The sequence below is a fragment of the Paraburkholderia flava genome (assembly GCF_004359985.1).
GTDB classification, from domain to species: Bacteria; Pseudomonadota; Gammaproteobacteria; order Burkholderiales; family Burkholderiaceae; genus Paraburkholderia; species Paraburkholderia flava.
The window spans coordinates 306,249-329,237 of record NZ_SMRO01000002.1 but is presented as its reverse complement, the minus strand read 5'-3'; the positions used below and the strand labels follow the sequence as shown (position 1 = coordinate 329,237).

The window sequence follows — 22,989 nt, the reverse complement described above, 5'->3', positions numbered from 1 at the left end:
CGCGGCCGCTACCTCAGACACACCGGTTCCGCTTCGAGCGCGACGCCGAACCGGCGCTGCACATCGTCGCGGATCACATCGGCCAGTGCCAGTACATCGGCACCGGTCGCGCCGCCCCGGTTCACCAGCACGAGCGCCTGCCGGTCGTGCACGGCCGCCGCCCCCATCGAACGTCCTTTCCAGCCACAGCGATCGATCATCCAGCCAGCCGCGAGCTTCACGCTGCCGTCCGGCTGCGGATACGACACAAGCTCCGGCTCCCGCGCTTTCAACACCGCGAACTGCGCGGCATCGATCACCGGGTTCTTGAAGAAACTGCCCGCGTTGCCGAGCACCGACGGGTCGGGCAGCTTCGCGGAACGCACGGCGACGACCGCATCGAAGATCGCGCGGGCATCGACAGTCGTAGCCGCATCGGCCCCCGATCGCGTAGCCAGCGCCTGCGCGATATCCGCATACCCTGCCCTCGGCGTCCACACTTTCGGCAAGCGAAAGGTCACCGACGTGATCGCGAACCGGTCGCGCCCTTCCCGCTTGAAAAAACTGTCGCGATAACCGAAGCGGCACGCGGCGGCATCCATCTCGATCACGTCGCCGGTGGCAAACTCCACCGCGCGCAGCGACGCGAAGCGCTCGGCCATCTCCAGGCCGTACGCACCGATGTTCTGGATCGGCGCGGCGCCGACGGTGCCGGGAATCAGCGCGAGGTTTTCGAGTCCGGGCAACCCCTGCTCGAGCGTCCACGCAACGAACCCATGCCAGTTCTCGCCGGCCGCCGCTTCGACGTACCACGCGTCGCTGTCTTCGCGCACCACGCGACGACCTTTCAGATCGACCAGCAGCACAAGCCCGTCGAAATCGCGTGTCAGCACGACATTGCTGCCGCCGCCCAGCACGAGCCGGCGCAGCCCCGCCGCACGCGGATCGCGCACAGCTGCGGCAAACAGTGCTTCGTGCCCGACATGGCACGCAAGCTGCGCACGGACGTCGAAGCCGAACGTGTTATGCGCGCGCAGCGAATAACCGGCGATGAACGAAAGAGGATCGGGCTGCGGCATCGGGATCGACAAAGGAGCGGAAGTAACGAAGAAGGGCAAACGAAAGCAGCGGATAGCCCTACAGGCAACAGCAACAACAGAAGCGGCCTTGGGCAAACGGGGTCGCGTCGGTAAAATGACAGCCGGTCCGTGATTATAGCGAGTGCGTCGTGCGCAGCCGCGCCGCGCGCCGCCGCACTATTGGGAGAAAGCAATGCCATCGTTCGACGTCGTCAGCGAAGCCAACATGATCGAAGTCAAGAATTCGATCGAGCAGTCCAACAAGGAAATTTCCACGCGGTTCGATTTCAAGGGGTCCGACGCGCGCGTCGAGCAGAAGGAGCGCGAGCTGACGCTGTATGCCGACGACGACTTCAAGCTCGGTCAGGTGAAGGACGTGCTGCTGTCGAAGATGGCGAAGCGCAACGTCGACGTGCGCTTTCTGGAGTACGGCAAGATCGAGAAGATCGGCGGCGACAAGGTCAAGCAGGTCGTCACCGTGAAGAAGGGCGTATCCGGCGATCTCGCGAAGAAAATCGTCAGACTCGTGAAAGACAGCAAGATCAAGGTGCAGGCGAGCATTCAGGGCGACGCGGTGCGCGTCACCGGCACGAAGCGCGACGATCTGCAGAGCACCATCGCGATGCTGCGCAAGGACGTGACCGACACGCCGCTCGACTTCAACAATTTCCGCGACTGATCACCGGACAAAGGCGCGTCAGCGTTTGTTCCCGCCCGCCCGCGCCGCGCCGTCCTTCTTCTTGCCGCCGAGCCGGCTCTCCTGCCCGGCCATCAGCTTCGCGATGTTCGCGCGGTGCCGCCAGATCAGCAGCGCGCTCATCACGACGATCGCGAGCGCGATGATGTTCGGCCCGAACAGAAAGCCGTCGAACAGCGGCGCGAACACGGCGGCCACCAGCGCCGCCAGCGACGAATAGCGGAAGAAGAACGCGACGATCAGCCAGGTCAGCATCGTCGCGAGACCGAGTACCGGATTGATCGCCAGCAGCACGCCCGCCGCGGTCGCGACGCCCTTGCCGCCCTTGAAGCGGAAGAATATCGGGTACAGGTGACCGAGGAACACGGCGATCGCCGCGAGCGCGATGGCATCGTCGCCGAGGCCGTAGTGCGGACCGAAATGATCGGCGAGGAACACGGCGAGCCAGCCCTTGAACGCATCGCCGACGAGCGTCAGGATCGCCGCGGTCTTGTTGCCGCTGCGCAGCACGTTGGTCGCGCCGGGATTCTTCGAGCCGTACGAACGCGGGTCGGCCAGCCCCATCACGGCGCTGACGATCACGGCAAACGACACCGAGCCGATCAGATAAGCCACGACGGCGACGATCAGGTTTTCCATGGCGGGACTCTTTTGTCTCTTTGTCTTGGGGAGGCGGCACCGCGCGTCACACGTGAGCACTCACGCGCACGCGGGCACAACGGCCGCCATTCTACCGAACCGGCACGCGGCTCCTACTCGATACTCGCGCACTGCACCGGCTTCGCGTCGAGCAGCGTCGTCAGCACGGACGGTTCGATGCTGACGAGAAAACCGCGTCGACCGCCGTTCAACAGAATCCGCTCGAGTTCCAGCACCGTCGATTCGACGTACACCGGCATCGTCTTGCGCGTGCCGAACGGCGACGTTCCGCCGATCAGATAGCCCGAGTGCCGGCTCGCCACCTCCGGCTTGCACGGCTCGACGCGTTTCGCGCCGATCTGCCGCGCGAGGTTCTTCGTCGATACAGTGCGGTCGCCGTGCATCAGCACGATCAGCGGCTTCGCGTGCTCGTCTTCCATCACCAGCGTCTTGACGACACCATGCTCGTCGACGCCGAGCTGCTTCGCCGATTCGGCGGTGCCGCCGTGCTCGACGTAATCGTACGGATGCTCGCCGAACGGCACGCCGTGACGGCGCAGGAACTGTGTCGCGGGCGTTTCGGAAACGTGTCGGGCTTTGCTCATCGGCGCATTGTAATGGGCACGCCGCGCAAACGCCTATGCACGACGCGCGCGTGTTTCGCTACCGGACCGTCGATTGTGCGCGGCTGCCGGTTGTGGCACGATCGTTCGAAAACCATCGACCGGTATCAAGGAAGGAGACAGCTTTGACTCTCGATCCGCAACGCGGCGTGGCCCCAGCCGAAGCGTCGGCCAGTCGCCCGGCCATCGATCCCGCTGCGGTACTCGCCGGACTGCCCGCGCGCATCGCCGCGATTCCAGCGCGTGTCGCAGCGCAACGGCCGCATCATCCGGCGTTGATCGAAGATGCGCGCAGTCTCACCTACGCACAGCTCGTCGATGCGATCGATGCGACCGCCGATCTGCTGCGCGAACAGGGCGTGCGCGGCGGCGACCGCGTGATGATCGTCGCGGAAAACAGCATCGTGCAGATCGTGCTGCTGTTCGCGGCCGCGACGCTCGATGCGTGGGCGCTCGTCTCGAACGCGCGACTGTCCGCCGCCGAACTCGACGCGATCCGCGCGCACGCGCAGCCGCGTGTCGTCGCGTATGCGGTCGAAGCGTCGTCCGATGCGCGGCAGCATGCGGAGCGCCACCACGCGCAGCTGGCGCCGGCGTTCACGATCGACATCGGCGCATGGGCCTACGCGATCGATGCAAGCGTCGCCGTCGAACCGGTCGAAGCCGCGAGCGAGCGCCAGTGTGCCGCGCTGATCTACACGACGGGCACCACCGGCGCGCCGAAAGGCGTGATGCTGTCGCACCGCAACCTGCTGTTCGTCGCGGCGGTATCGAGTGCGCTGCGGCGGATCGGTCCGGACGATATCGTCTACGCGGTGCTGCCGATCTCGCACGTGTACGGTCTCGCGTCGGTGTGTCTCGGCAGCCTGTATGGCGGCACGACGCTGCGGCTCGCGCCGCGCTTTTCGCCCGACGCGGTGCGGCACGCGCTCGCCGAAGAACGGATCTCGATCTTCCAGGGCGTGCCCGCGATGCACGCGAAGCTGCTCGATCATCTGCACGAGCATGGTCATCCGTGGTCGGCGCCATCTCTGCGCTACGCGTATTCGGGCGGCTCGCCGCTCGATGCCGCGTTGAAGGCACGTGTCGAGCGTGCATACGGCGTGCCGCTGCACAACGGCTATGGGATGACCGAAAGCAGTCCGACGGTCGCGGGTACGACGCTCGACGCGCCGCGCAGCGATTGCTCGGTCGGTCAGCCGATTCCGGGCATTGAAGTGCGTTTCGTGACGCTCGACGGCGTCGAGGCCGCGCCCGGCGAAATCGGCGAGCTGTGGGTGCGTGGCCCGAACGTGATGCTCGGCTACTACCGCAGCCCGGAGCAGACCCACGCGACCGTCACCGACGACGGCTGGCTGAAGACCGGCGACCTCGCGCGCCAGGACGAGGACGGTGCGCTGCATATCGTCGGGCGCAGCAAGGAGCTGATCATCCGTTCGGGCTTCAACGTGTACCCGGCCGAAGTCGAGCATGTGCTGAACGCGCATCCGGACGTCGTGCAGTCAGCCGTGATTGGGCGTGCGGTGGAGGGCAACGAGGAGGTGATCGCGTTCGTCGAGCTGGCAGCCGGCGCGACCGTCGCCACCGATGCGCTCGACGCGTGGTGTGCCGAACGGCTCGCACCGTACAAACGGCCTGCGCAGATTCGTGTGCTTGCGGCGTTACCGGCTGCGTCAACCGGCAAGATCCTCAAGCACAAGCTGCGCGATTTCGTTTAACGGTCGAAGCCCATCACCCGCGCGGATGATGCGTCGCATGCAGCGACTTCAACCGCTCGCGCGCGACGTGAGTATAGATCTGCGTCGTCGAGATATCGGTGTGGCCGAGCAGTAGCTGCACGACGCGCAGATCGGCGCCGTGATTCAGCAGATGCGTCGCGAACGCGTGCCGCAGCGTGTGCGGCGACAGTTTCGCCTGCACGTCGGCGGTCTTCGCGTGCCGCTTGATGATGTTCCAGAACTGCTGGCGCGTCATCCCTTCCGCACGCGACGTGACGAACAGCGCATCGGCCGCGCGCGCACCGAGCAGCGCGGGCCGCGCTTCGCGCAGATAGCGCTCGATCCATGCGTGCGCTTCTTCGCCGAACGGAATCAGCCGCTCCTTCGAACCCTTGCCCATCACGCGCACCACGCCTTCGTTGAGGCCGACCTCGACGGTCTTCAGCGTGACGAGTTCGGTGACGCGCAGCCCGCTCGCGTACATCAGTTCGAGCATCGTTCGATCGCGCAGACCGAGCGCCGTGTCGACATCGGGTGCACCAAGCAGCGCTTCGACCTCGGCTTCGCTCAACGTCGACGGAAAGCGCGCCGGCTGCTTAGCGGAACGGATGCGCAGCGTCGGATCCGCAGTCGCGCGATGCTCGCGCACCGCCCACGCGTAGTAGCGGCGAAACACCGATAGCCGCCTGTTCGCCGATGTCGGCTTGTCCTTCAGCCGCGCAGCGCTATACGCGTGAAGGTCGTCCTCGACTGCGGTATCGAGCGACGTGTCGCGTCCGACGAGCCATTGCGAGAACAGTTTCAGATCGCGCCGGTACGCATCGAGCGTGTTGCGCGACAGCCCGTGTTCGAGCCACAACGCGTCGCAGAATGCGTCGATCGACGCGCTGCTCGCGATGAAAAGCGGCGACGCGGACGCGGCTTCGTCGATGGAAGCGGTGGAAACAGTGTCGCTCATTAGTCGTGCGGATAGCCTGGTTTTGTTCGCTTTGTTCGTATAGGGCTCATGCCTGCGCTTGCCACAGCGGCAACGCTTCCAGGCTTTCGTGCGCGAGCAGCCAGCGCTTCACGTCGCGCAGGAAACCTTCTTCGTTGTGATGCGCGAAACCGCCGATCCAGTTCGATCCCACCACACGGTGACACGGAATCACGATCGGAAAGTAGTTCGAGCCGCACGCCTGCCCGACCGCGCGCGGCACGCTGCCGACTTCGTTCGCCAGCTGTCCGTAGGTCTGCACGGTGCCCGGCGCAATCCGGCTGATGCCGTCCCACACGCGCCGCTGGAACGGCGTGCCGACCGGTGCGAGCGGCAGATCGAAAGTCGCCGATGCGTGCTCGAAATAATGCTCGATCTGTTCGACCGCGCGCTTCGCCATCTGCGTATCGGGTGCGACGTTCTCCACCGATGCGGGCAGAAAGATCACCTCGCGTACCGCGTCCCCTTCGGTGCGGATGCCGACCTTGCCGAACGGTGCGTCGATCACTGCGTTGTACATCGCTTTTCTCCTGCCAGCCGGCGTTGCCGCCGGCACTGAAATCGCGCCACTGTCGTCTACCGCTGTTGCGTACTTTACGCCGCTTCGAGCGCCCATTGAACATGCTCGCGCACGACCGGCGACGGATCGTCCGCGCGCCCGCGCAATGCAGCGACGATCTCCGCGCGCGCCGCAGCGGTCAGCGCCGCCGCATCGCCGCGCAGCGCATTGCCCATCCCGACCGCGAGATTGCGCAGCCAGCGCTCATAACCGATGCGACGGATCGCGCTGCCCTGCATCCGCACGTCGAAATCGTCGGCGCTCCATGCGAACAGCTCAGTCAGCGACGCGCGGTCAAGCCCATGCCGCACATCGAAATCGGCGACCGGCGCGGCCTGCGCGAACTTGTTCCACGGACACACCAGCTGGCAATCGTCGCAGCCGTACACGCGATTGCCGATCAGCGGACGCAGCTCGCGCGGGATACTGCCCTTCAGTTCGATCGTCAGATACGAGATACAGCGCCGCGCATCGACCTTGTACGGCTCGACGATCGCGCCGGTCGGGCACGCGTCGATACAGCGCGTGCAACTGCCGCAATGCGCGCCCTCCGTTTCGGGTGCGGTATCGGGCGTTAGCGATGCGTCAGTCGGCAACGGCACGTCGACGTAAATCTCGCCGAGGAAAAACAGCGAGCCCGCATCGCGCTGCAACAGCAGCGTGTGCTTGCCGCGCCAGCCGATCCCCGCATTCTGCGCGAAAGCGACTTCGAGCACCGGGGCCGAATCGGTGAACACGCGATAGCCGTACGCGCCGATCTCCGCTTCGATTTTTTCCGCGAGCTGCTGCAGCCGCTGGCGCATCACCTTGTGATAATCGCGGCCGCGTGCATAGATCGATACGACGGCCGCGGCGGGATCGGCGAGGCGCGCGGCTTCGTGTGCGCGCCAGTCGCGCGGGCCTGTGCCATTAAGCGTATTTGCAGCAAGCACGTCCCCATCGACAGCCGCAACAACGGCGGCGTTCGCATCCGCCGAGGCCCTGGATTGCACAACACTTTCGCCGCCCTTTCCACCGAGCGTCGCAGCGGGCAGATACGCGATTCGCGCGGTGATCACGCGTCGCGTGCCGGCCACAAGCTCGGCCGGCCGCGCGCGTTTCGTCCCATGTTTGGCCATATAATCCATCTCGCCGTGGTAGCCCGCCTCGAGCCACGCAGCGAGTCCCGACTCGGCGTCGGGCACGTGGATATCGCTGATACCCACTGCACCGAAACCCAGTTCGCGGCCCCATGTCTTGATGCGCCGCGCGAGCGCTTCCAGCGCCGCTTCATCGACACGACGCTCCGCGCGCACTTCGTCATCGGACGCAGGCGCGCTGGCAAGAGGGGACTCCGGGTTCCGGTTCATCACGCCATTTTACGAGAATGCCCGACCACGCCGATCGTCCTGTCGAACCGACTGCCTCCGTCCTGCTGGAGCGCCGCTTCACGCTCGCGGACGAAGCCACCACCGCCGCGTTCGGCGCGCGTTTCGCCGACGCGATCGAAGCCGTGCGCAACCGGGGCAATACGGCGCACACGGGGCACGATCCGCACGACGAACACGCATTCGAAGGGCTGCAGGTGCAGCTCATCGGCGATCTGGGCGCGGGCAAAACGACGCTCGTCCGCGCGACATTACGCGCGCTCGGTCACACCGGCCGGGTGCGCAGTCCGACCTACACACTGGTTGAACCCTATGCGGTCGAACGACCCGATGGGGAACTTGAGGTCTATCACTTCGATCTGTATCGATTCACGGATCCGGCCGAATGGGCCGATGCCGGCTTTCGCGAGTATTTCGATTCCGGGGCGATCTGCCTCGTCGAATGGCCGCAACGGGCAGGCGGTCTGCTCGGCATCCCGGATCTCGTTTTCTCGCTCGATGTCGCAGACGACGGGCGGTTGCTCGTCGCACGCGCCTATAGCGAATCAGGAAAAGCATGTCTCGAAAGATGTTGATCAAACCGTTCCGCTCGATTGAATCGGCCGCCACCGCGACGCATAACTGGCGGCGCCGGCAGATTCTCTGCGCGGGTGCGTCGACGCTGGTACTCGGACTCGTCGCACCGCGTCTCGCGCATGCCAGCTCCGTGCTCGGCGTGCGTGTGTGGCCCGCACGCGACTACACGCGCGTGACGATCGAGTCGGACCAGCCGCTGCAAACCTCGCAGCAACTGCTGCAGGGTCCGGACCGGATGGTCATCGACCTGAATGGCCTCGATCTCGATCAGGCGCTGAAAGACCTTGTCTCGAAAATCACGCCGAACGATCCGCAGATCCAGGCGGTGCGCGTCGGCCAGTATCAGCCGCACGTCGTGCGGATGGTGTTCGATCTGAAGGGTTCGGTGAAACCGCAGGTGTTCACGTTGCAGCCGGTCGGCGCGTATAAATACCGGCTGGTGTTCGATCTGTACCCCGCCGTCGCGCCCGATCCGCTGATGGATCTGCTCGCGCAGACCGAGCGCAAGGAACGCGCGCTAAACGAGAACAACGCGCCGCCCGCGGCGCTGAGCGGACCGACCACGCCGCCCACGACGACCGACAACAGCGACGCGTTTTTCCAGCGCTACGCGCAGAACGGCAGCCCGACCGAAGCGCAGCAGCCGCCGATTCTCGGTACGCCGACACCGGTGCCGCACCCTCACCCGAAGCCGTCCGTCACTCCGCCGCCTACGGCAATCGCGCGCAACGACAACAGCGACGACGACTCAACCGACGACACCTACAAATTCACCACGCCGAAGTCCGGCAAGAGCAACACGGTGCGGCTGCTCACGGTCGCGATCGACCCGGGCCACGGCGGCGAGGATCCGGGCGCGATCGGCAGCGCGGGAACGTACGAGAAACACATCGCACTCGACGTTGCGAAGAAGCTGCGCGCGAAGATCGATGCACAGCCGAACATGCGCTCGATGATGACGCGCGATTCCGACTTCTTCGTGCCGCTCAACGTGCGCGTGCAGAAGGCGCGGCGCGTCGGCGCCGATCTGTTCGTGTCGATCCACGCGGATGCGTTCACGACGCCGCAGGCGAGCGGCTCGTCGGTGTTCGCGCTGTCGGAGCATGGCGCATCGAGCGCCGCCGCGCGCTGGATGGCGAACAAGGAAAACTCGTCGGATCAGGTGGGTGGGATCAACGTGAAGACCGCCGACGCAAGCGTGAACCGCGCGCTGTTCGACATGTCGACGACCGCGCAGATCCGCGATTCGATGCGCTACGGCAACTTCGTGCTGAACGAAATCGGCGACATCAACAAGCTGCACAAGGGCTCGGTCGAGCAGGCGGGCTTCGCGGTGCTGAAGGCGCCGGACATTCCGTCGATTCTCGTCGAGACCGCGTTTATCAGCAACCCGGACGAAGAGCGCCGGCTGAACGACGACGCGTATCGCGACAAGATGGCCAACGCGATCATGAAGGGCATCAAGCGCTACTTCGCGGCGAATCCGCCGTTGTCGAAAAACCGGATGACGTGACGCGGGCGGGTTGCTGCACATGAAAAAACGGCCGCTGCGTGCGGCCGTTTTTTTGTGTGCGCTGTGTGCTCCGTGTACCCAGGCCATCGCTGCTTAACGCATCGACTTGAACCGACACACGACCTACCTGCCGAACACGTTCAGCCCATACGCGCCGTGCGTGCCGCGTACCCGACCGCCGCCGCTATCGGTGCCAGCACGGCTATCTCCACTCAACGCATCGACTCGAACCGTTGCTTCATATACCCGCCGAACACATTCACCGCGAGCCCTAACATCACGAGCGACGCACCGACCAGTTGCGCAAGCGACAGCGTCTCCCCCAACAGCACCGAAGCCGACGCAAGCCCAACGATCGGCACCAGCAGCGAGAACGGCGCCACCTGGCTCGCCGGATAGCGCGACAACAGCCGGCTCCACAGGCTGTAGCCGAGCAGCGTGGCGACGAACGCGAGATAGACCACCGCGAAGATCGACACCGCGCCGATCCCGGCAAGCGCCTCGGTGATTCGTTGCGGCCCCTCGAGCACATACGACAGCGCGAGGAACGGCAGCGGCGGAATCAGGCTCCCCCACACGACGAGCCCGACCAGATCCACATTGCCGACCTTCTTCGTGACGATGTTGCCGAGCGCCCACGACACCGCCGCGCACAGCGTCAGCACGAAGCCGGCCGTGGTCATCGCGTGGCCGCCTTGCCATGCGATGACCCCGAGTCCGGCGGCAGCGATCAGCAGCCCCAGCGCGTTCACGATGCGAAAGCGTTCGCCCAGGAAGAACATCGCGAAGATCAGCGTAAAGAACGCCTGCGCCTGCAGGACCAGCGACGCGAGTCCGGCCGGCATGCCGACGTACATCGCGTAAAAGAGCAGCGCGAACTGACCGAACGAGATCGTCGCGCCGTACGCGAACAGCCAGCGCCACGGCAACTTCGGCCGCTTGACGAAGAACACCGCCGGGAACGCGGCCAGCAGGAAGCGTAGCGCGCCGAGCAGCATCGGCGGTACGCCGTGCAGGCCCAACTTGATCACGACGAAATTGATACCCCACGCTACTACGACGACCAGCGCGAGCAGTAGATCCTTTAGTGACATCCCCTGTCTCCAATGTCGACCAGAGTTAGCGCTTCAGCTGTCGGCCAGAGTTCGCGCTTCAGCGCGTTACTCTGGTCCCACGCAGAGCGCTTACTCTGGTCCCACGCCTGAGTTGGCGCTTTAGCACTTACTCAGGCCACGTTATGATTTTTATTTGAATGCCAGAGTGTAGCGGACTGCACACCCCGAAAGGCCGTCTGCCGGCCCCGACGATTCGTCGCGCACGCGGGCAGTAGAATAAGCATGTCCCCTTCCCCTCTTCTCACGAGACCACGATGTCTTCCTCGATCAAAGCGGTGCTCAAGCCTCACCTGCGCGATGTCGGCAATCTCACCGTGCGTCGCGTGCTGCCCGCGATGGCCGCGCGTCTGATCGGCCCGTTCATCTTCTTCGATCACATGGGGCCGGCCACGCTCGCGCCAGGCGTCGGGCTCGACGTGCGGCCGCATCCGCACATCGGGCTCGCCACCGTCACCTATCTGTTCGCAGGCGCGATCATGCATCGCGACAGCCTCGGCTCCGAACAGAAGATCGTCCCCGGCGACGTGAACTGGATGACCGCCGGCCGCGGCATCGTCCACTCGGAACGCACGCCGCCCGAGGAACGCGCGGCCGGCGTCGCGATGCACGGCATCCAGACCTGGGTCGCGCTGCCGCTCGCCGACGAGGAAACCGAACCGTCGTTCGAACACTACGCGGGCAACACGCTGCCGGAGATCGAGCGCAACGGCGTCACGCTGCGCGTGATCGCAGGCGACGCATTCGATCTCGAGTCGCCGGTCCGCACGTTTTCGCGCACGCTGTACGTCGCGGCGCACTTCACCGCGGGCGGCGCGTTCGCGCTCGGTCCGGAACATGACGAGCGCGGCGTGTATCTCGTCGAAGGCGATCTGGAGATCGACGGCACGCCGCTCGAAGCCGGTCAGATGGCGGTGCTCACGCCCGGCGAAACCGTGACGCTTGCAAGCCGGCAAGGCGCGACCGCGATGGTGCTCGGCGGCGAGAAACTCGAAGGCGAGCGGTTCATCGAATGGAATTTCGTCGCGAGTTCGCGCGAGAAAATCGAACGCGCGAAGGCGGCGTGGACGAACCAGCAGATGGGCAAGGTGCCCGGCGAAACGGAATGGATTCCGTTGCCCGAACCGAAGCCGAAACAGTAGCCGCAGCCGCATTGAACGCATTGAAATTACCGGCGCCGTCCCCATCTGCGCGCTGACTGTTTTCTTCCGACGAGGACGTAATGGATACCACCCTGGCCACTTTCGAAAAGGACGTGATCGCCGCGTCGACACTCGCGCCCGTGCTGGTCGATTTCTGGGCGCCGTGGTGCGGTCCGTGCAAGACGCTCGGACCGATGCTGGAAAAGCTCGAAACCGAATACGACGGCAAATGGCGGCTCGTGAAGGTCAACGTCGACGAGAACCAGGAGCTGGCCGCGCACTTCGGCGTGCGCAGCATCCCGCACGTGGTCGCGTTCGCGGACGGGCAGGCGGTCGACCAGTTTGTCGGCGTGCTGCCCGAAGGGCAACTCCGCGAGTTCCTCGACCGGCTCGTGCCGGACGGCGCGGAAGCCGCGCGTCAGCAGGCGCACGCGGCGCTGGCCGAAGGCAACCGCGAAGCAGCCTACGATGCATTGAAGGCGACGCTCGCGTTCGATCCCGGCTACGAAGACGCACGGCTCGACCTGATCGAACTGCTGCTCGAAGACAACCGGATCGACGAAGCGCGCAACGAAGTCGATCTGCTGTCGCCGAAAACGACGCAAGGTATCGACGCGCGCTACAACGCGATCAAGACGCGTCTCGACGCAGTGGACGCCGCAGCCGACCTGCCGCCCACCGATGCGCTCGAAGCCCGCGTCGCCGCCGAACCCACCGATCTCGAAGCACGCTTCGATCTGGCGAGCGCGTTGATCGCGCGACGCAAGTACGCGGAGGCGCTTGAACATCTGCTGGCGATCGTGCAGCGCGACCGCGCGTTCCGCGAAGACATCGGACGCAAGACGATGTTGTCGGTGTTCGATCTGGCCGCGCATCAGCCGGAACTCGTGTCGCAGTGGCGCCGCAAGCTGAGCGCGGCGCTATTCTGAGTTCATGTGAAGCGAAGGGCTGCATGTGCAGCCCTTCATGCAACAGTTAATTCATCACACCGCGCGCGGCGTCAACGCGCGCAGCACATGTGCAACCGCCGCGAAACCAAAGCTCGCAGTCACGCACACGCTCGATCCGAACCCCGCACAATTCAGCCCCACCGGTCCACTCTGCTGCGACGACGCAGCGACATCGACATCGCCAGCCTCGTCCTCGACATCGCTCGCAACTGCGTCCGGATAAATCAACGGCTCGTCGGAATACACCGCACTCACCTTGAATTTCGCTTTCGGTCCGCGCGGAAAACCATGCTGCTTGCGCAACTGCGCGCGCACCTTCGACAGCAGCGGATCCTGAATCGTCAGCGCGAGATCGTCGATGCGGATGCGCGTCGGATCGAGTTGACCACCCGCGCCGCCCACCGTGATCAGCGGTTGCCCCTGCTGCACGCACCAAGCAATCAACGCGGTCTTCGTCCGCACGCTGTCGATCGCATCGATCACGTAGTCGAAGCCGCCGCCTAACAGCGCGGCGAAATTGTCCGGCTCGACGAAGTCTTCGATCACCTTCACGTCGCAAGCCGGATCGATCAATGCAATGCGCTCGGCCATCGCGTCGACCTTCGGCTTGCCGTAGTTGCCGTCGAGCGCGTGGATCTGCCGGTTCGTGTTGCTCTCGCCGACGTTGTCGAGATCGATCAGCGTCAAGCGACCGATCGCGCTGCGTGCAAGCGCTTCCGCTGCCCACGACCCCACTCCACCGATACCGATCACCGCGACATGCGCACGCTCGAACGCATCGAGCGCGGCCGTGCCGTAGAGCCGCGCGACGCCGCCGAAGCGGCGCGCGCGGTCTACGGTTTCAGCAGTTCCAACAGGCGTGGAGCTGGTAGTAAGATCGGCAGGAGTACCGGGAATAGCGTTCGCGTGAGGCGTGGACATGATCGAAGACTCGTTGCTGATGCGGACTTGTGCGGACCGGAATACCCGGTCGCCAAAGGGGGTATTGTGCCCGATCCAGCGCCCGCAAGTGTCCGCACGGCGGGCGCCCCGGCGCTGCGGAGCCGCACGCAGAAAATTCGTTCCTTCGCTATACTGGCCCCACTGTAGTGTTCGCATAAGAAGATGACCTCACTCGCCGAACTTCGAAAAAACTACTCGCGCGGTTCGCTCGACGAAGCCGACGTGGATCGCGATCCGATCCGGCAATTCAATGCGTGGTTTGCCCAAGCTCTGGACGCCGAACTTCCCGAACCCAACGCGATGACGCTCGCCACCGCCGATGCCGATGGCCGTCCTTCGGCACGCATCGTGCTGATCAAGGGCGTCGATGAACGCGGCTTCGTGTTCTTCACCAACTACGACAGTCGCAAGGGCCAGGAACTCGCGCATAACGCATACGCGAGCCTGCTGTTCCACTGGGTCGAGCTCGAGCGCCAGGTGCGCATCGAAGGCCGCGTCGTCAAGACAAGCGATGCAGAAAGCGATGCGTATTACACGTCGCGTCCGTCCGGTTCGCGAATCGGCGCATGGGTGTCCGCACAGAGTCAGGAAATTGAAAGTCGCGACGAACTCGAAGCGATCGAACGCGACGTGCGCGCGCGCTACGGCGACGACCCGCCGCGACCACCGCACTGGGGCGGCTACCGCGTCGTCCCCGATGCGCTCGAATTCTGGCAGGGCCGGCCGTCGCGTTTGCACGACCGGCTCCGCTATACGCGGGAAGCCGCGGGCAACGAATGGCGCATCGCGCGTCTGGCGCCTTGACGCTGCATTAGTGCGAAGTTAATGCCGGATCGATTTCAATAACGCCGGCGATGGCCGCGAAGCCGCGCATGGCGAGTCAGCAAGCTCTGGTTTGTATTTCATCGGACACGGAGAGATAAAATGTTCTGGGAGAAGAAGCTCGCGCAGTGGGTGGAAGAAGTCAGAAGCAAATCCGATCTGCCCGCCCGTCTCGTGCTGTGGGACGGTCAGCAACACGACTTCGGCACGTTCGCCGCGCCGCGGGTCACACTGAAGGTCAACAGCGCGTCAGCGCTGCCGCTCCTGCTCGAACCGAGCCTCGACAATCTTGGCGAGGCGTACGTGAAGGGCAAGATCGACATCGAAGGCAAGCTGTCGGACATCATCAACATCAGCTACTCGCTCGCCCGTAGCACCGTCACGCACGCGGGCAAGCTCGCACGCGTGCGACGCTACTTCAATCACTCGAAGACGTCGGACAAGAAGGCGATCCAGTATCACTACGACGTATCGAACGAGTTCTACCAGCTGTGGCTCGACGAGAACATGGTGTACTCGTGTGCGTACTTCGAGAACGGTGACGAAGATCTCGCGACCGCGCAGCTCAAGAAGATCGATCACATCCTGACGAAGATCCAGGTGCAACCCGGTCAGCGTCTGCTCGACATCGGCTGCGGCTGGGGCGCGCTGGTGCTGCGCGCGGCGCAGAAGTTCGGCGCGAAGTGCGTCGGCGTCACGCTGTCGCAGAACCAGTTCGATCTCGCCACCGCGCGCGTGAAAGCCGCGGGCCTCGAGAACCAGATCGAGATCCGTCTGCAAGATTACCGCGACATCGACGGCCAGTTCGATCGGATCACGAGCGTCGGCATGTTCGAGCACGTCGGTCGCAAGAACCTGCACGGCTATTTTCAGAAGCTTCACGACCTGCTCGCCGAAGACGGCATCGCGATGAATCACGGCATCACGTCGTCCGATTCGGAGAGCGGCGAGACAGCGCTGGGCGGCGGCGAGTTTATCGATCGCTACGTGTTCCCGGACGGCGAACTGCCGCACATCAGCCTCGCGCTCGAATCGATGCAGCGCGGCGGACTCGAAGCGGTTGACGTCGAAAGTCTGCGCCGTCACTATGCGCACACGCTCGACATCTGGGCAGAGAATTTCGAAACGCACGCCGACGAAGCGAGGAAGCTCGTCGACGACGAAAAATTCCGTATCTGGCGCGTGTATCTTGCCGGCTGCGCGTATGCGTTCGAAAACGACGACGTGTCGATCTATCAGGTGGTGTGCCGCAGGGCCGGCCGCAGCGCGAAAACGCTGCCGTGGTCGCGGCGCTATATGTACGAAAAACCGCTGTGATGTCGTGGCGCCGAAGCCGTGCGCGACGGCTCCGGCGCTCTCACTGCTTCAGTTGAACCGATGGACGAACGCGTTCTCGCGCACACCATGAAAGCATCGTCCGACGCGAACGCCGCGCCGGACGACAGCACCAGCGAGCTGGATCAGCTCGATATGTTCGGCATGCCGGTTGGGCCGGGTTCTGCTGCCTCCTCTTCCCCTTCTCCTGCCTCTTCCGCACAGGGCACGTCGGCGTCGCGCGGCGATGCTGCACCGTCTGGTCGCGCTGTCGCAGCGAGGACAACTCCCGCTACCGCGTCGTTGTGGGCCGATGACGGCGACGACGATCGCAACGACAGCAACCAAGAAGCCGACGCCGAAGAAGCCGGCGAACAACCCGCGTCGTCACGCAGCGAACCTCCCGTACGCAAGCGCCGCGCACGCGACGTGCTCGCCGCCGAACCGTCATCAGACGTCACCGCCATCGCCGCCACGTTGCCGCCGAACGTCCACCTCGGCACGTCGACGTGGTCGTTTCCCGGCTGGAACGGCATCGTCTACGGCGACGAATACAGCAACAGCAAGCTGTCGCGCGACGGCCTCACCGCGTACGGTGCGCATCCGATCCTGCGCACGGTCAGCATCGACCGGTCGTTCTATGCGCCGCTGCCGGTCACCGACTATCTGCGTTACGCGCAGCAGGTGCCGGACCATTTCCGCTTCATCGTCAAGGCGCCCGCGCTCGTCACCGATGCGACCGTGCGCGCCGAACGCGGCGAACCGGTATCGGCGAATCCATGTTTTCTGAATGCGCAACTGGCCGCCGACGAATTCGTGCGCCCGTGCCTCGACGGTCTCGGTGCGAAAGCCGGCGCATTGGTGTTCCAGTTCTCGCCGCTGCCTGACGAAATGCTCGCGGATCCGGCCGGTTTCATCGAACGGCTTGCCGCATTTCTCGGCGCGTTGCCACCGCTGCCGAAGAGACCGGGCGCCCCGTGCTATGCGGTCGAAATCCGCGACGGCTGTCTGTTGACGCCGCGCTTCATCCGCACGCTGAAGGCAGCGGGTGTGCGCTACTGCGTCGGCGTGCATGCGAAGATGCCCGACCCGCTGCGGCAGGCCGCGGCGCTCGCGTTACTCGATGCGGACGGCGATGGCCCCGCCGGTCCGTTGATCGTGCGCTGGAGTCTGCATGGCGGTTTCCGCTACGAGCAGGCGAAGGCGAAGTACGAGCCGTTCGACAAGCTCGTCGACGAAGATCCGGCGACCCGCCAGGCGCTCGCCGAACTGGCCGCGCGCTACGCGATCGCGGGCCAGCCGGTACTGATCGCGGTGAACAATAAGGCGGAAGGGTCGGCGCCGCTAACGTGCATCGAACTGGCACGGCTGATTGCCGAAGCGATCGAGCGGATGAAAAGCGACGGCGCGTGACGTCACGCGCCGCCGTCTTGGCATAAAGCGAAAACGGTTAAGCGCCGGCCCTGATCCGATGCGCGAACTTCTGACGGAACTTCGCGACCTTCGGCGCCACGACGAACGAGCAATAGCCCTGGTTCGGATGCTGCGCGAAATAGTTCTGATGATAGGGCTCGGCCGGCCAGTAATTGCCGTCGAGCGGCAGCACCTGCGTGACGATCTGGCCGTCGTAGATGCCTTCGGTGGTTATTTCGCGGATGGTCTGCAGCGCTACGTCGCGTTGCTCATCCGAATGCGTGAAGATCACCGACCGGTACTGCGTGCCGACGTCGTTGCCCTGCCGGTTCAGCTGCGTCGGATCGTGGATCGCGAAGAAGATCTCGAGAACCTCGCGATAGCTGATCTTCGCCGGATCGAACCCGACCTTCACGACTTCCGCATGCCCGGTCACGCCGTCGCAGACCTGCTCGTAGGTCGGCCGCTGCGCTTGGCCGCCGGCATAACCCGACTCCACCGCGGTCACCCCGTCGACACCCAGATACACCGCTTCGAGACACCAGAAACACCCGCCGCCCAGGGTGGCGGTTTCGACTGACTGGCTCATGTTGCGACCTCCTCGTTGAATGCGGCGCCCCGGCCGAAAAACGCGCGCGGGCTTGTGGGAGCCTCGTCGCACGGCCGGTCTGTCCGCGATTCCGTTAAAATTGGGACAAATCGCCGATTTTCACCATGACTTTTGAATCGAACCTTGCTGCTGCGCGAGAATGCGCCGCCGCGTCGCCGGCAGTGCGAACGAAGCGGACTTCCCGCCAATGAAACACGCCACACCACCCGATTTCGATGCCGCCGCGTTCAAGCAGGCGCTCTCGCAGTTCGCGACCGGCGTCACCGTCATCACGACACGCGCGCCGTCCGGCCAGCTGATCGGCATCACCGCGAGCTCGTTCAACTCCGTGTCGCTCGACCCGCCGCTCGTGCTGTGGAGTCTCGCCACACGTTCGGCGTCGATGCCGGTCTTCAGGTCGAACAGCCATTATGTCGTGAATGTGCTCGCCGCGTCGCAGCTCGATCTATGTACGCGTTTTGCGACGGTGAAGGGCGACCGCTTCGAGGGCGTATCGCATGCGCGGGGGGATAGCGGGATGCCAGTGCTGGACGGCGCGCTTGCGTGGTTCGAGTGCCATAACCGCAGCCGGTACGACGAAGGCGATCACGTGATTTTCGTCGGCGAGGTGGAGCGCTGCGGGGTGCACGAAAGTCTTGGCGAGATCTCGCCGCTGGTGTTTCAGAATGGCGGGTTTCATGGGTTGACGGAGTTGTAGCGCGGCGGTGTCCCGTCTAGTCAGCGGCTGCTCCATCGATCCATCACCAGACCATCGTTCGCCACTCACAAGCGGAGACCGCAAACGTCCGCTCAGTCCGTTGCCTTTTGCACTTGCTGCGCGATATCCGACAGGCGCGTTTGTGCAAGACGTTCGAGCAACGCCTCCTCTGCCGAGCGAAGCGCATCGTCGAGCACCCCATTGACAGCGGCCTCGACCGGACAAGCCGGATTGTCGTCGGCCGCACCGATCGCGAACGCACTCCTGTGCGCGATCGCGACGTAAATATCCCGCACCGTGAGATCGCCGAGTTCACGGCGAAGCGCCCAGCCGCCCTTCGGTCCCGCAGTCGACTCGACGTAACCTGCTTCGCGCAATGCCGCCATCGTCCGTCGAACGAGCGACGGCTGCGTGTGCAGCATTTGCGCGATCGTTTCAGACGTAGTTGTTCCGCCGCGCAGATCCATATGAATGAGCACGTGAAGAAGCCGCGCTAGCCGTGTATCCCGTTGCATGCTTTTAAAGAAAGTAATTCGCGACATTTGATGTTACGATTTAGTGAGACTTTAAGCAACCGTCGGAGCGCAATCGTGTCACTCACCCAATCCTTCATCGAAACCAATGGCGTCCGCCTGAGCGTCGCTTCGCAGGGCACCGGGCCGCTGGTGCTGCTGCTTCATGGATTCCCTGAGACATCGTATGCATGGCGGCATCAACTGGCCGGCCTGGCGAATGCCGGGTTCCGCGCGGTGGCGCCAGACCTGCGCGGCTACGGAGCCAGCGATTGCCCGACGAATCCCCAGCAGTACACGACGCTCGACATCGTCGGTGATCTCGTGGGCATGCTCGACGCGCTCGGGGAACGCGACGCCGTGGTGGTGGGAAACGACTGGGGCGCGACGATCGCATGGCAAGCCGCGCAACTGCGCCCTGACCGCTTTCGCGCCGTCGTCGCGCTCGGGGTTCCGATGATGGGCCGGGCCCCGATGGCACCCAGCCGGCTTTTTCCGCTGACCGAGCACGCGTGGTTCTACACGCATTACTTTTCGCAGGTGGGCCAGGCCGAAGGCGAATTCGAGCGCGACGTCGCAGCGACGCTACGCAAGATTTATTTCTGGGCATCGGGCGACGCTGGCCCGCGCGATGAAAAGACGCCCAACCCCTTCACGATGATTTCACGCGAGCATGGACTGCTCGACTCACTGCCCGAACCCGCGACGTCCACGAGCTGGCTCGACGACGCCGACTTCGATGCGTTCGTGCATGCGTTCAAGGCATCGGGGTTTCGCGGCGGCCTGAGCTACTACCGCAATCTGGACCGCAACTGGGATCTGCAGGCCGCGCTCAGTGGCCGCCTCGTCGAGACTCCGGCGCTGTACCTTGCCGGCGAGCGCGACCCCGGGCTGGCGATGCCGGGCATGCGCGACATCATCGATGCGATGCCGAGCCTTGTGCCCCAGCTTCGCGATTCGGTGATCGTTCCGCGTGCGGGCCACTGGTTGCAGCAAGAGGCCCCGGATCGCGTCAACGACGCGTTGATCGGATTTCTGCGCAGTCTGTAGGGTTGTCGAGTGGTGTGGCACCCTCCGCGACTCTCGACGCCCGTTGGACTGAAATTCCAGGAGAGGCCTGGAGTGCCTGCCCCTCACCAGCCGTTCAACTGAGCGGCAGGCAACCCAAGGTCGACAGCGAATGATTCGCGCAGACTTCTACCCGCCACTCGCCGCACTACTCCGCCCCGCCGTCTCCACCAGCCCGACCGGCACGCCCGTATCTTCCTTGAGCGTCTGCAGCACGATGTTCGAGCGGATGTCGAGCACGCCGGGCGCCTTGTACAGCCGCTCCAGCACGAAGTCCGAATAGTGTTTGAGGTTGTGCGCGAGCACGCGCAGCAGGTAATGCGTCTCGCCGGTGACGACGAACGCGCCGACGACCTCGGGCCAGTCGCGCACCGCTTCGGCGAACCGCTCGTGCCAGTTCGGCTGCTCGTTGCGCATCGATACCTGCACGAACGCCTCCAGCTCGAACCCCAGCACCTGCCGGTTCAGGCTCGCGCGATAGCGCTCGATCACGCCCTGCTCCTCCAGCAACCGCAGCCGTCGCAGACATGCCGACGGGGACAGCGAAATGCGTTCCGCCAGATCGAGGTTACTGATCCGTCCTTCCTGCTGCAGCACGGCCAGAATGCGGCAATCGGTGGCGTCGAGCGAGATCGCGTTCATTTTCGGTCTCCCTTTCCGGTTTGGATCAAATTATGTTCCAAGAGACCCGAAAAAACGAGATTTTTTCGCAAGCACATTTCGTAGCGTGTTGCCTATGATTCGAAGATTCACACCGACGACACATCGGAGACATGGACACACTCTGGGACATCACCCCCGCCGTCGACACCGCGACGCCCGTCTGGCCGGGCGATACGCCGGTTGGCATCGAACGGATGTGGCGCATCGAAGCCGGCTCGCCGGTCAACGTCGCGCGGCTCACGCTGTCGCCGCACACCGGCGCGCACACCGATGCGCCGCTGCACTACGACGCCGCCGGTCTTGCGATCGGCGAAGTTCCGCTCGACGCGTACCTCGGTCGCTGCCGCGTGATCCACTGCATCGGCGCCGCGCCTCGCGTCGAGCCGCATCACGTGGCCGCCGCGCTCGACGACCTGCCGCCGCGCGTGCTGCTGCGCACCTACGAACACGCACCGACGGCCGCATGGGACAGCGCGTTCTGCGCGGTCGCGCCGGAGACGATCGATCTGCTGGCCGCTCGCGGCGTGAAGCTGATCGGCATCGACACGCCGTCGCTCGATCCGCAGGATTCGAAGACGATGGATGCACATCACCGCGTGCGCGAACACCGGATGGCGATCCTCGAAGGCATCGTGCTCGACGCGGTCGCGCCCGGCGACTACGAACTGATCGCACTACCGCTGAAGCTGACCACGCTCGATGCCAGCCCCGTGCGCGCCGTGTTGCGTGCGCTGCGCGACCTCTTTTTCACCTTACCGGAACACCATGAACAACCGTAACGAAGCAGTAGCGCTCGACCGCGCCGACCCGCTCGGCACACTGCGCGACCAGTTCGCGCTCGCGCCGGACACGATCTACCTCGACGGCAATTCGCTCGGCGTCCCGCCGGCCGCAGCCGCACAACGTGCGCAGACGGTAATCGCAGCGGAATGGCAACAAGGCTTGATCCGAAGCTGGAACACCGCAGGCTGGTTCGCGCTGCCGCGCCGCCTCGGCAACAAGCTCGCGCCGCTGATCGGCGCCGCCGACGACGAAGTCGTCGTCACCGATACGATCTCGATCAACCTGTTCAAGGCGTTGTCCGCCGCGCTGCGCGTGCAGAACGAACGCGACCCGAAGCGTCGCGTGATCGTCTCCGAGCGCTCGAACTTTCCGACCGACCTCTACATCGCGCAAGGGCTGATCGAACAGCTGGATCGCGGCTACGAGCTGCGCCTCGTCGACGATCCGGCCGAACTGCCGGACGCAATCGGCGACGACACCGCGATCGCGATGATCACGCACGTCAACTACCGCACCGGCTACATGCACGACATGGCCGCGCTGACGAAGCTGATCCACGACAAAGGCGCGCTCGCGCTGTGGGACCTCGCGCATTCGGCGGGCGCGGTGCCGGTCGATCTGAACGGCGTCGATGCCGACTACGCGGTGGGCTGCACGTACAAGTATCTGAACGGCGGCCCCGGTTCGCCGGCCTTCGTGTGGGTGCCGAAGCGGCATCAGAATGCATTCACGCAACCGCTGTCCGGCTGGTGGGGCCATCGCGCGCCGTTCGAGATGAATCCGCAGTACCGGCCCGACGACGGCGTCGGTCGCTTTCTGTGCGGGACGCAGCCGATGGTGTCGATGGCACTCGTCGAATGCGGGCTCGACGTGTTCCTGCAAACCGACATGCAAGCGATCCGCCGCAAGTCGCTCGCGCTGACGGACCTGTTTATCGAACTCGTCGAGTCGCGTTGCAGTGAGTTTCCGCTGAAGCTCGTCACGCCGCGCGCGCACACGCAACGCGGTTCGCATGCGAGCTTCGAGCATCCGAACGGTTATGAAGTGATGCAGGCATTGATCGCGCGCAACGTGATCGGCGATTATCGCGAGCCGTCGGTGCTGCGCTTCGGCTTCACGCCGCTCTATACGCGCTACGTCGACGTGTGGGATGCAGTCGAAATCCTGCGCGACGTGCTCACGACCGAAAGCTGGCGCGCACCCGAATTCGCGACGCGCGGCGCGGTGACCTGAGG

General features: G+C 64.5%; 24 protein-coding genes. 13 read left to right on the top strand and 11 right to left on the bottom strand.

What is annotated here, in order from left to right; translation table 11 throughout:
• Window positions 1-8: 8 nt before the first annotated feature.
• Window positions 9-1,058 carry a UDP-N-acetylmuramate dehydrogenase gene (gene murB / locus E1748_RS12820; RefSeq protein ID WP_133647615.1) on the bottom strand — a complete coding sequence of 350 codons (1,050 nt, stop codon included), beginning with the start codon at window positions 1,056-1,058 and terminating at the stop codon, window positions 9-11.
• Window positions 1,059-1,251: 193 nt separating this feature from the next.
• Between murB and E1748_RS12815 the strand changes: the two genes are divergently transcribed.
• Window positions 1,252-1,737 carry a YajQ family cyclic di-GMP-binding protein gene (locus E1748_RS12815; protein ID WP_133647614.1) on the top strand — a complete coding sequence of 162 codons (486 nt, stop codon included), beginning with the start codon at window positions 1,252-1,254 and terminating at the stop codon, window positions 1,735-1,737.
• A gap of 18 nt (window positions 1,738-1,755) precedes the next feature.
• Here E1748_RS12815 and plsY read toward each other — a convergent pair whose 3' ends face one another.
• Together plsY and ybaK are read right to left on the bottom strand one after the other, a co-directional pair.
• Window positions 1,756-2,394, bottom strand: coding sequence for a glycerol-3-phosphate 1-O-acyltransferase PlsY (plsY, locus tag E1748_RS12810; protein ID WP_133647613.1), 639 nt, complete (start codon window positions 2,392-2,394; stop codon window positions 1,756-1,758).
• Between the two features lie 113 nt (window positions 2,395-2,507).
• Entirely contained in the window at window positions 2,508-2,999 is a 492-nt protein-coding gene (gene ybaK, locus E1748_RS12805) for a Cys-tRNA(Pro) deacylase (protein ID WP_133647612.1), read from the bottom strand.
• A gap of 35 nt (window positions 3,000-3,034) precedes the next feature.
• Here ybaK and E1748_RS12800 point away from each other — a divergent pair, with 35 nt between their 5' ends.
• Entirely contained in the window at window positions 3,035-4,735 is a 1,701-nt protein-coding gene (locus E1748_RS12800) for a class I adenylate-forming enzyme family protein (protein ID WP_133647611.1), read from the top strand.
• Window positions 4,736-4,748: 13 nt separating this feature from the next.
• Here E1748_RS12800 and xerD read toward each other — a convergent pair whose 3' ends face one another.
• From xerD to queG, 3 genes are all read right to left on the bottom strand, one after another.
• A complete protein-coding gene (xerD, locus tag E1748_RS12795) occupies window positions 4,749-5,693 on the bottom strand; it encodes a site-specific tyrosine recombinase XerD (protein ID WP_133647610.1) in 945 nt (314 codons plus the stop codon).
• Between the two features lie 46 nt (window positions 5,694-5,739).
• Window positions 5,740-6,231, bottom strand: a complete 492-nt coding sequence (locus E1748_RS12790; RefSeq protein WP_133647609.1) for a methylated-DNA--[protein]-cysteine S-methyltransferase — start codon at window positions 6,229-6,231, stop codon at window positions 5,740-5,742.
• Between the two features lie 74 nt (window positions 6,232-6,305).
• On the bottom strand, window positions 6,306-7,619 hold the full coding sequence (gene queG, locus E1748_RS12785; protein ID WP_133647608.1) for a tRNA epoxyqueuosine(34) reductase QueG: 1,314 nt from the start codon (window positions 7,617-7,619) through the stop codon (window positions 6,306-6,308).
• A 17-nt stretch (window positions 7,620-7,636) separates the two neighbouring features.
• On the opposite strand from queG, the gene tsaE reads away from it, so the two are divergent.
• Together tsaE and E1748_RS12775 are read left to right on the top strand one after the other, a co-directional pair.
• Window positions 7,637-8,212: a tRNA (adenosine(37)-N6)-threonylcarbamoyltransferase complex ATPase subunit type 1 TsaE gene (tsaE, locus tag E1748_RS12780; RefSeq protein ID WP_133647607.1), complete on the top strand. Its 576-nt coding sequence runs from the start codon at window positions 7,637-7,639 to the stop codon at window positions 8,210-8,212.
• Window positions 8,194-9,726 carry an N-acetylmuramoyl-L-alanine amidase gene (locus E1748_RS12775; protein ID WP_133647606.1) on the top strand — a complete coding sequence of 511 codons (1,533 nt, stop codon included), beginning with the start codon at window positions 8,194-8,196 and terminating at the stop codon, window positions 9,724-9,726. Before tsaE ends, E1748_RS12775 begins: the two co-directional genes overlap by 19 nt.
• Before the next feature lie 212 nt (window positions 9,727-9,938).
• On the opposite strand, the gene E1748_RS12770 is transcribed toward E1748_RS12775, so the two are convergent.
• On the bottom strand, window positions 9,939-10,820 hold the full coding sequence (locus E1748_RS12770) for an EamA family transporter (protein ID WP_133647605.1): 882 nt from the start codon (window positions 10,818-10,820) through the stop codon (window positions 9,939-9,941).
• Between the two features lie 275 nt (window positions 10,821-11,095).
• Between E1748_RS12770 and E1748_RS12765 the strand changes: the two genes are divergently transcribed.
• Entirely contained in the window at window positions 11,096-11,980 is an 885-nt protein-coding gene (locus E1748_RS12765) for a pirin family protein (RefSeq protein ID WP_133647604.1), read from the top strand.
• An 80-nt stretch (window positions 11,981-12,060) separates the two neighbouring features.
• Window positions 12,061-12,909 (top strand): thioredoxin, encoded by an 849-nt coding sequence (gene trxA / locus E1748_RS12760; RefSeq protein ID WP_133647603.1) that lies wholly within the window; start codon window positions 12,061-12,063, stop codon window positions 12,907-12,909.
• Between the two features lie 54 nt (window positions 12,910-12,963).
• On the opposite strand, the gene tcdA is transcribed toward trxA, so the two are convergent.
• Window positions 12,964-13,851, bottom strand: a complete 888-nt coding sequence (gene tcdA, locus E1748_RS12755; protein WP_133647602.1) for a tRNA cyclic N6-threonylcarbamoyladenosine(37) synthase TcdA — start codon at window positions 13,849-13,851, stop codon at window positions 12,964-12,966.
• A gap of 183 nt (window positions 13,852-14,034) precedes the next feature.
• Here tcdA and pdxH point away from each other — a divergent pair, with 183 nt between their 5' ends.
• The 3 genes from pdxH (at window position 14,035) to E1748_RS12740 (ending at window position 17,421) form a co-directional block, all read left to right on the top strand.
• On the top strand, window positions 14,035-14,676 hold the full coding sequence (gene pdxH / locus E1748_RS12750) for a pyridoxamine 5'-phosphate oxidase (protein WP_133647601.1): 642 nt from the start codon (window positions 14,035-14,037) through the stop codon (window positions 14,674-14,676).
• 120 nt (window positions 14,677-14,796) lie between these two features.
• Window positions 14,797-16,011, top strand: coding sequence for an SAM-dependent methyltransferase (locus tag E1748_RS12745; protein ID WP_133647600.1), 1,215 nt, complete (start codon window positions 14,797-14,799; stop codon window positions 16,009-16,011).
• A gap of 60 nt (window positions 16,012-16,071) precedes the next feature.
• Complete coding sequence (locus E1748_RS12740; protein ID WP_420819322.1) at window positions 16,072-17,421, top strand: DUF72 domain-containing protein; 1,350 nt, start codon at window positions 16,072-16,074, stop codon at window positions 17,419-17,421.
• Window positions 17,422-17,458: 37 nt separating this feature from the next.
• On the opposite strand, the gene msrA is transcribed toward E1748_RS12740, so the two are convergent.
• A complete protein-coding gene (gene msrA, locus E1748_RS12735; protein ID WP_133647599.1) occupies window positions 17,459-18,010 on the bottom strand; it encodes a peptide-methionine (S)-S-oxide reductase MsrA in 552 nt (183 codons plus the stop codon).
• A 208-nt stretch (window positions 18,011-18,218) separates the two neighbouring features.
• Between msrA and E1748_RS12730 the strand changes: the two genes are divergently transcribed.
• Window positions 18,219-18,728 carry a flavin reductase family protein gene (locus E1748_RS12730; RefSeq protein WP_133647598.1) on the top strand — a complete coding sequence of 170 codons (510 nt, stop codon included), beginning with the start codon at window positions 18,219-18,221 and terminating at the stop codon, window positions 18,726-18,728.
• A 92-nt stretch (window positions 18,729-18,820) separates the two neighbouring features.
• Here the strand turns inward: E1748_RS12730 and E1748_RS12725 are convergent, their stop codons facing one another.
• Window positions 18,821-19,243 (bottom strand): RrF2 family transcriptional regulator, encoded by a 423-nt coding sequence (locus tag E1748_RS12725; protein WP_133647597.1) that lies wholly within the window; start codon window positions 19,241-19,243, stop codon window positions 18,821-18,823.
• Window positions 19,244-19,315: 72 nt separating this feature from the next.
• Here E1748_RS12725 and E1748_RS12720 point away from each other — a divergent pair, with 72 nt between their 5' ends.
• Complete coding sequence (locus E1748_RS12720; protein WP_240766729.1) at window positions 19,316-20,290, top strand: alpha/beta fold hydrolase; 975 nt, start codon at window positions 19,316-19,318, stop codon at window positions 20,288-20,290.
• 147 nt (window positions 20,291-20,437) lie between these two features.
• Here E1748_RS12720 and E1748_RS12715 read toward each other — a convergent pair whose 3' ends face one another.
• The gene (locus E1748_RS12715) at window positions 20,438-20,950 is read right to left on the bottom strand and encodes an Lrp/AsnC family transcriptional regulator (RefSeq protein WP_133647596.1); all 513 of its coding nucleotides are present in this window, start codon (window positions 20,948-20,950) and stop codon (window positions 20,438-20,440) included.
• Window positions 20,951-21,081: 131 nt separating this feature from the next.
• Here E1748_RS12715 and kynB point away from each other — a divergent pair, with 131 nt between their 5' ends.
• Together kynB and kynU are read left to right on the top strand one after the other, a co-directional pair.
• Window positions 21,082-21,750, top strand: a complete 669-nt coding sequence (kynB, locus tag E1748_RS12710) for an arylformamidase (protein ID WP_133647595.1) — start codon at window positions 21,082-21,084, stop codon at window positions 21,748-21,750.
• A complete protein-coding gene (gene kynU, locus E1748_RS12705; RefSeq protein ID WP_133647594.1) occupies window positions 21,737-22,987 on the top strand; it encodes a kynureninase in 1,251 nt (416 codons plus the stop codon). Before kynB ends, kynU begins: the two co-directional genes overlap by 14 nt.
• Window positions 22,988-22,989 lie beyond the last annotated feature (2 nt).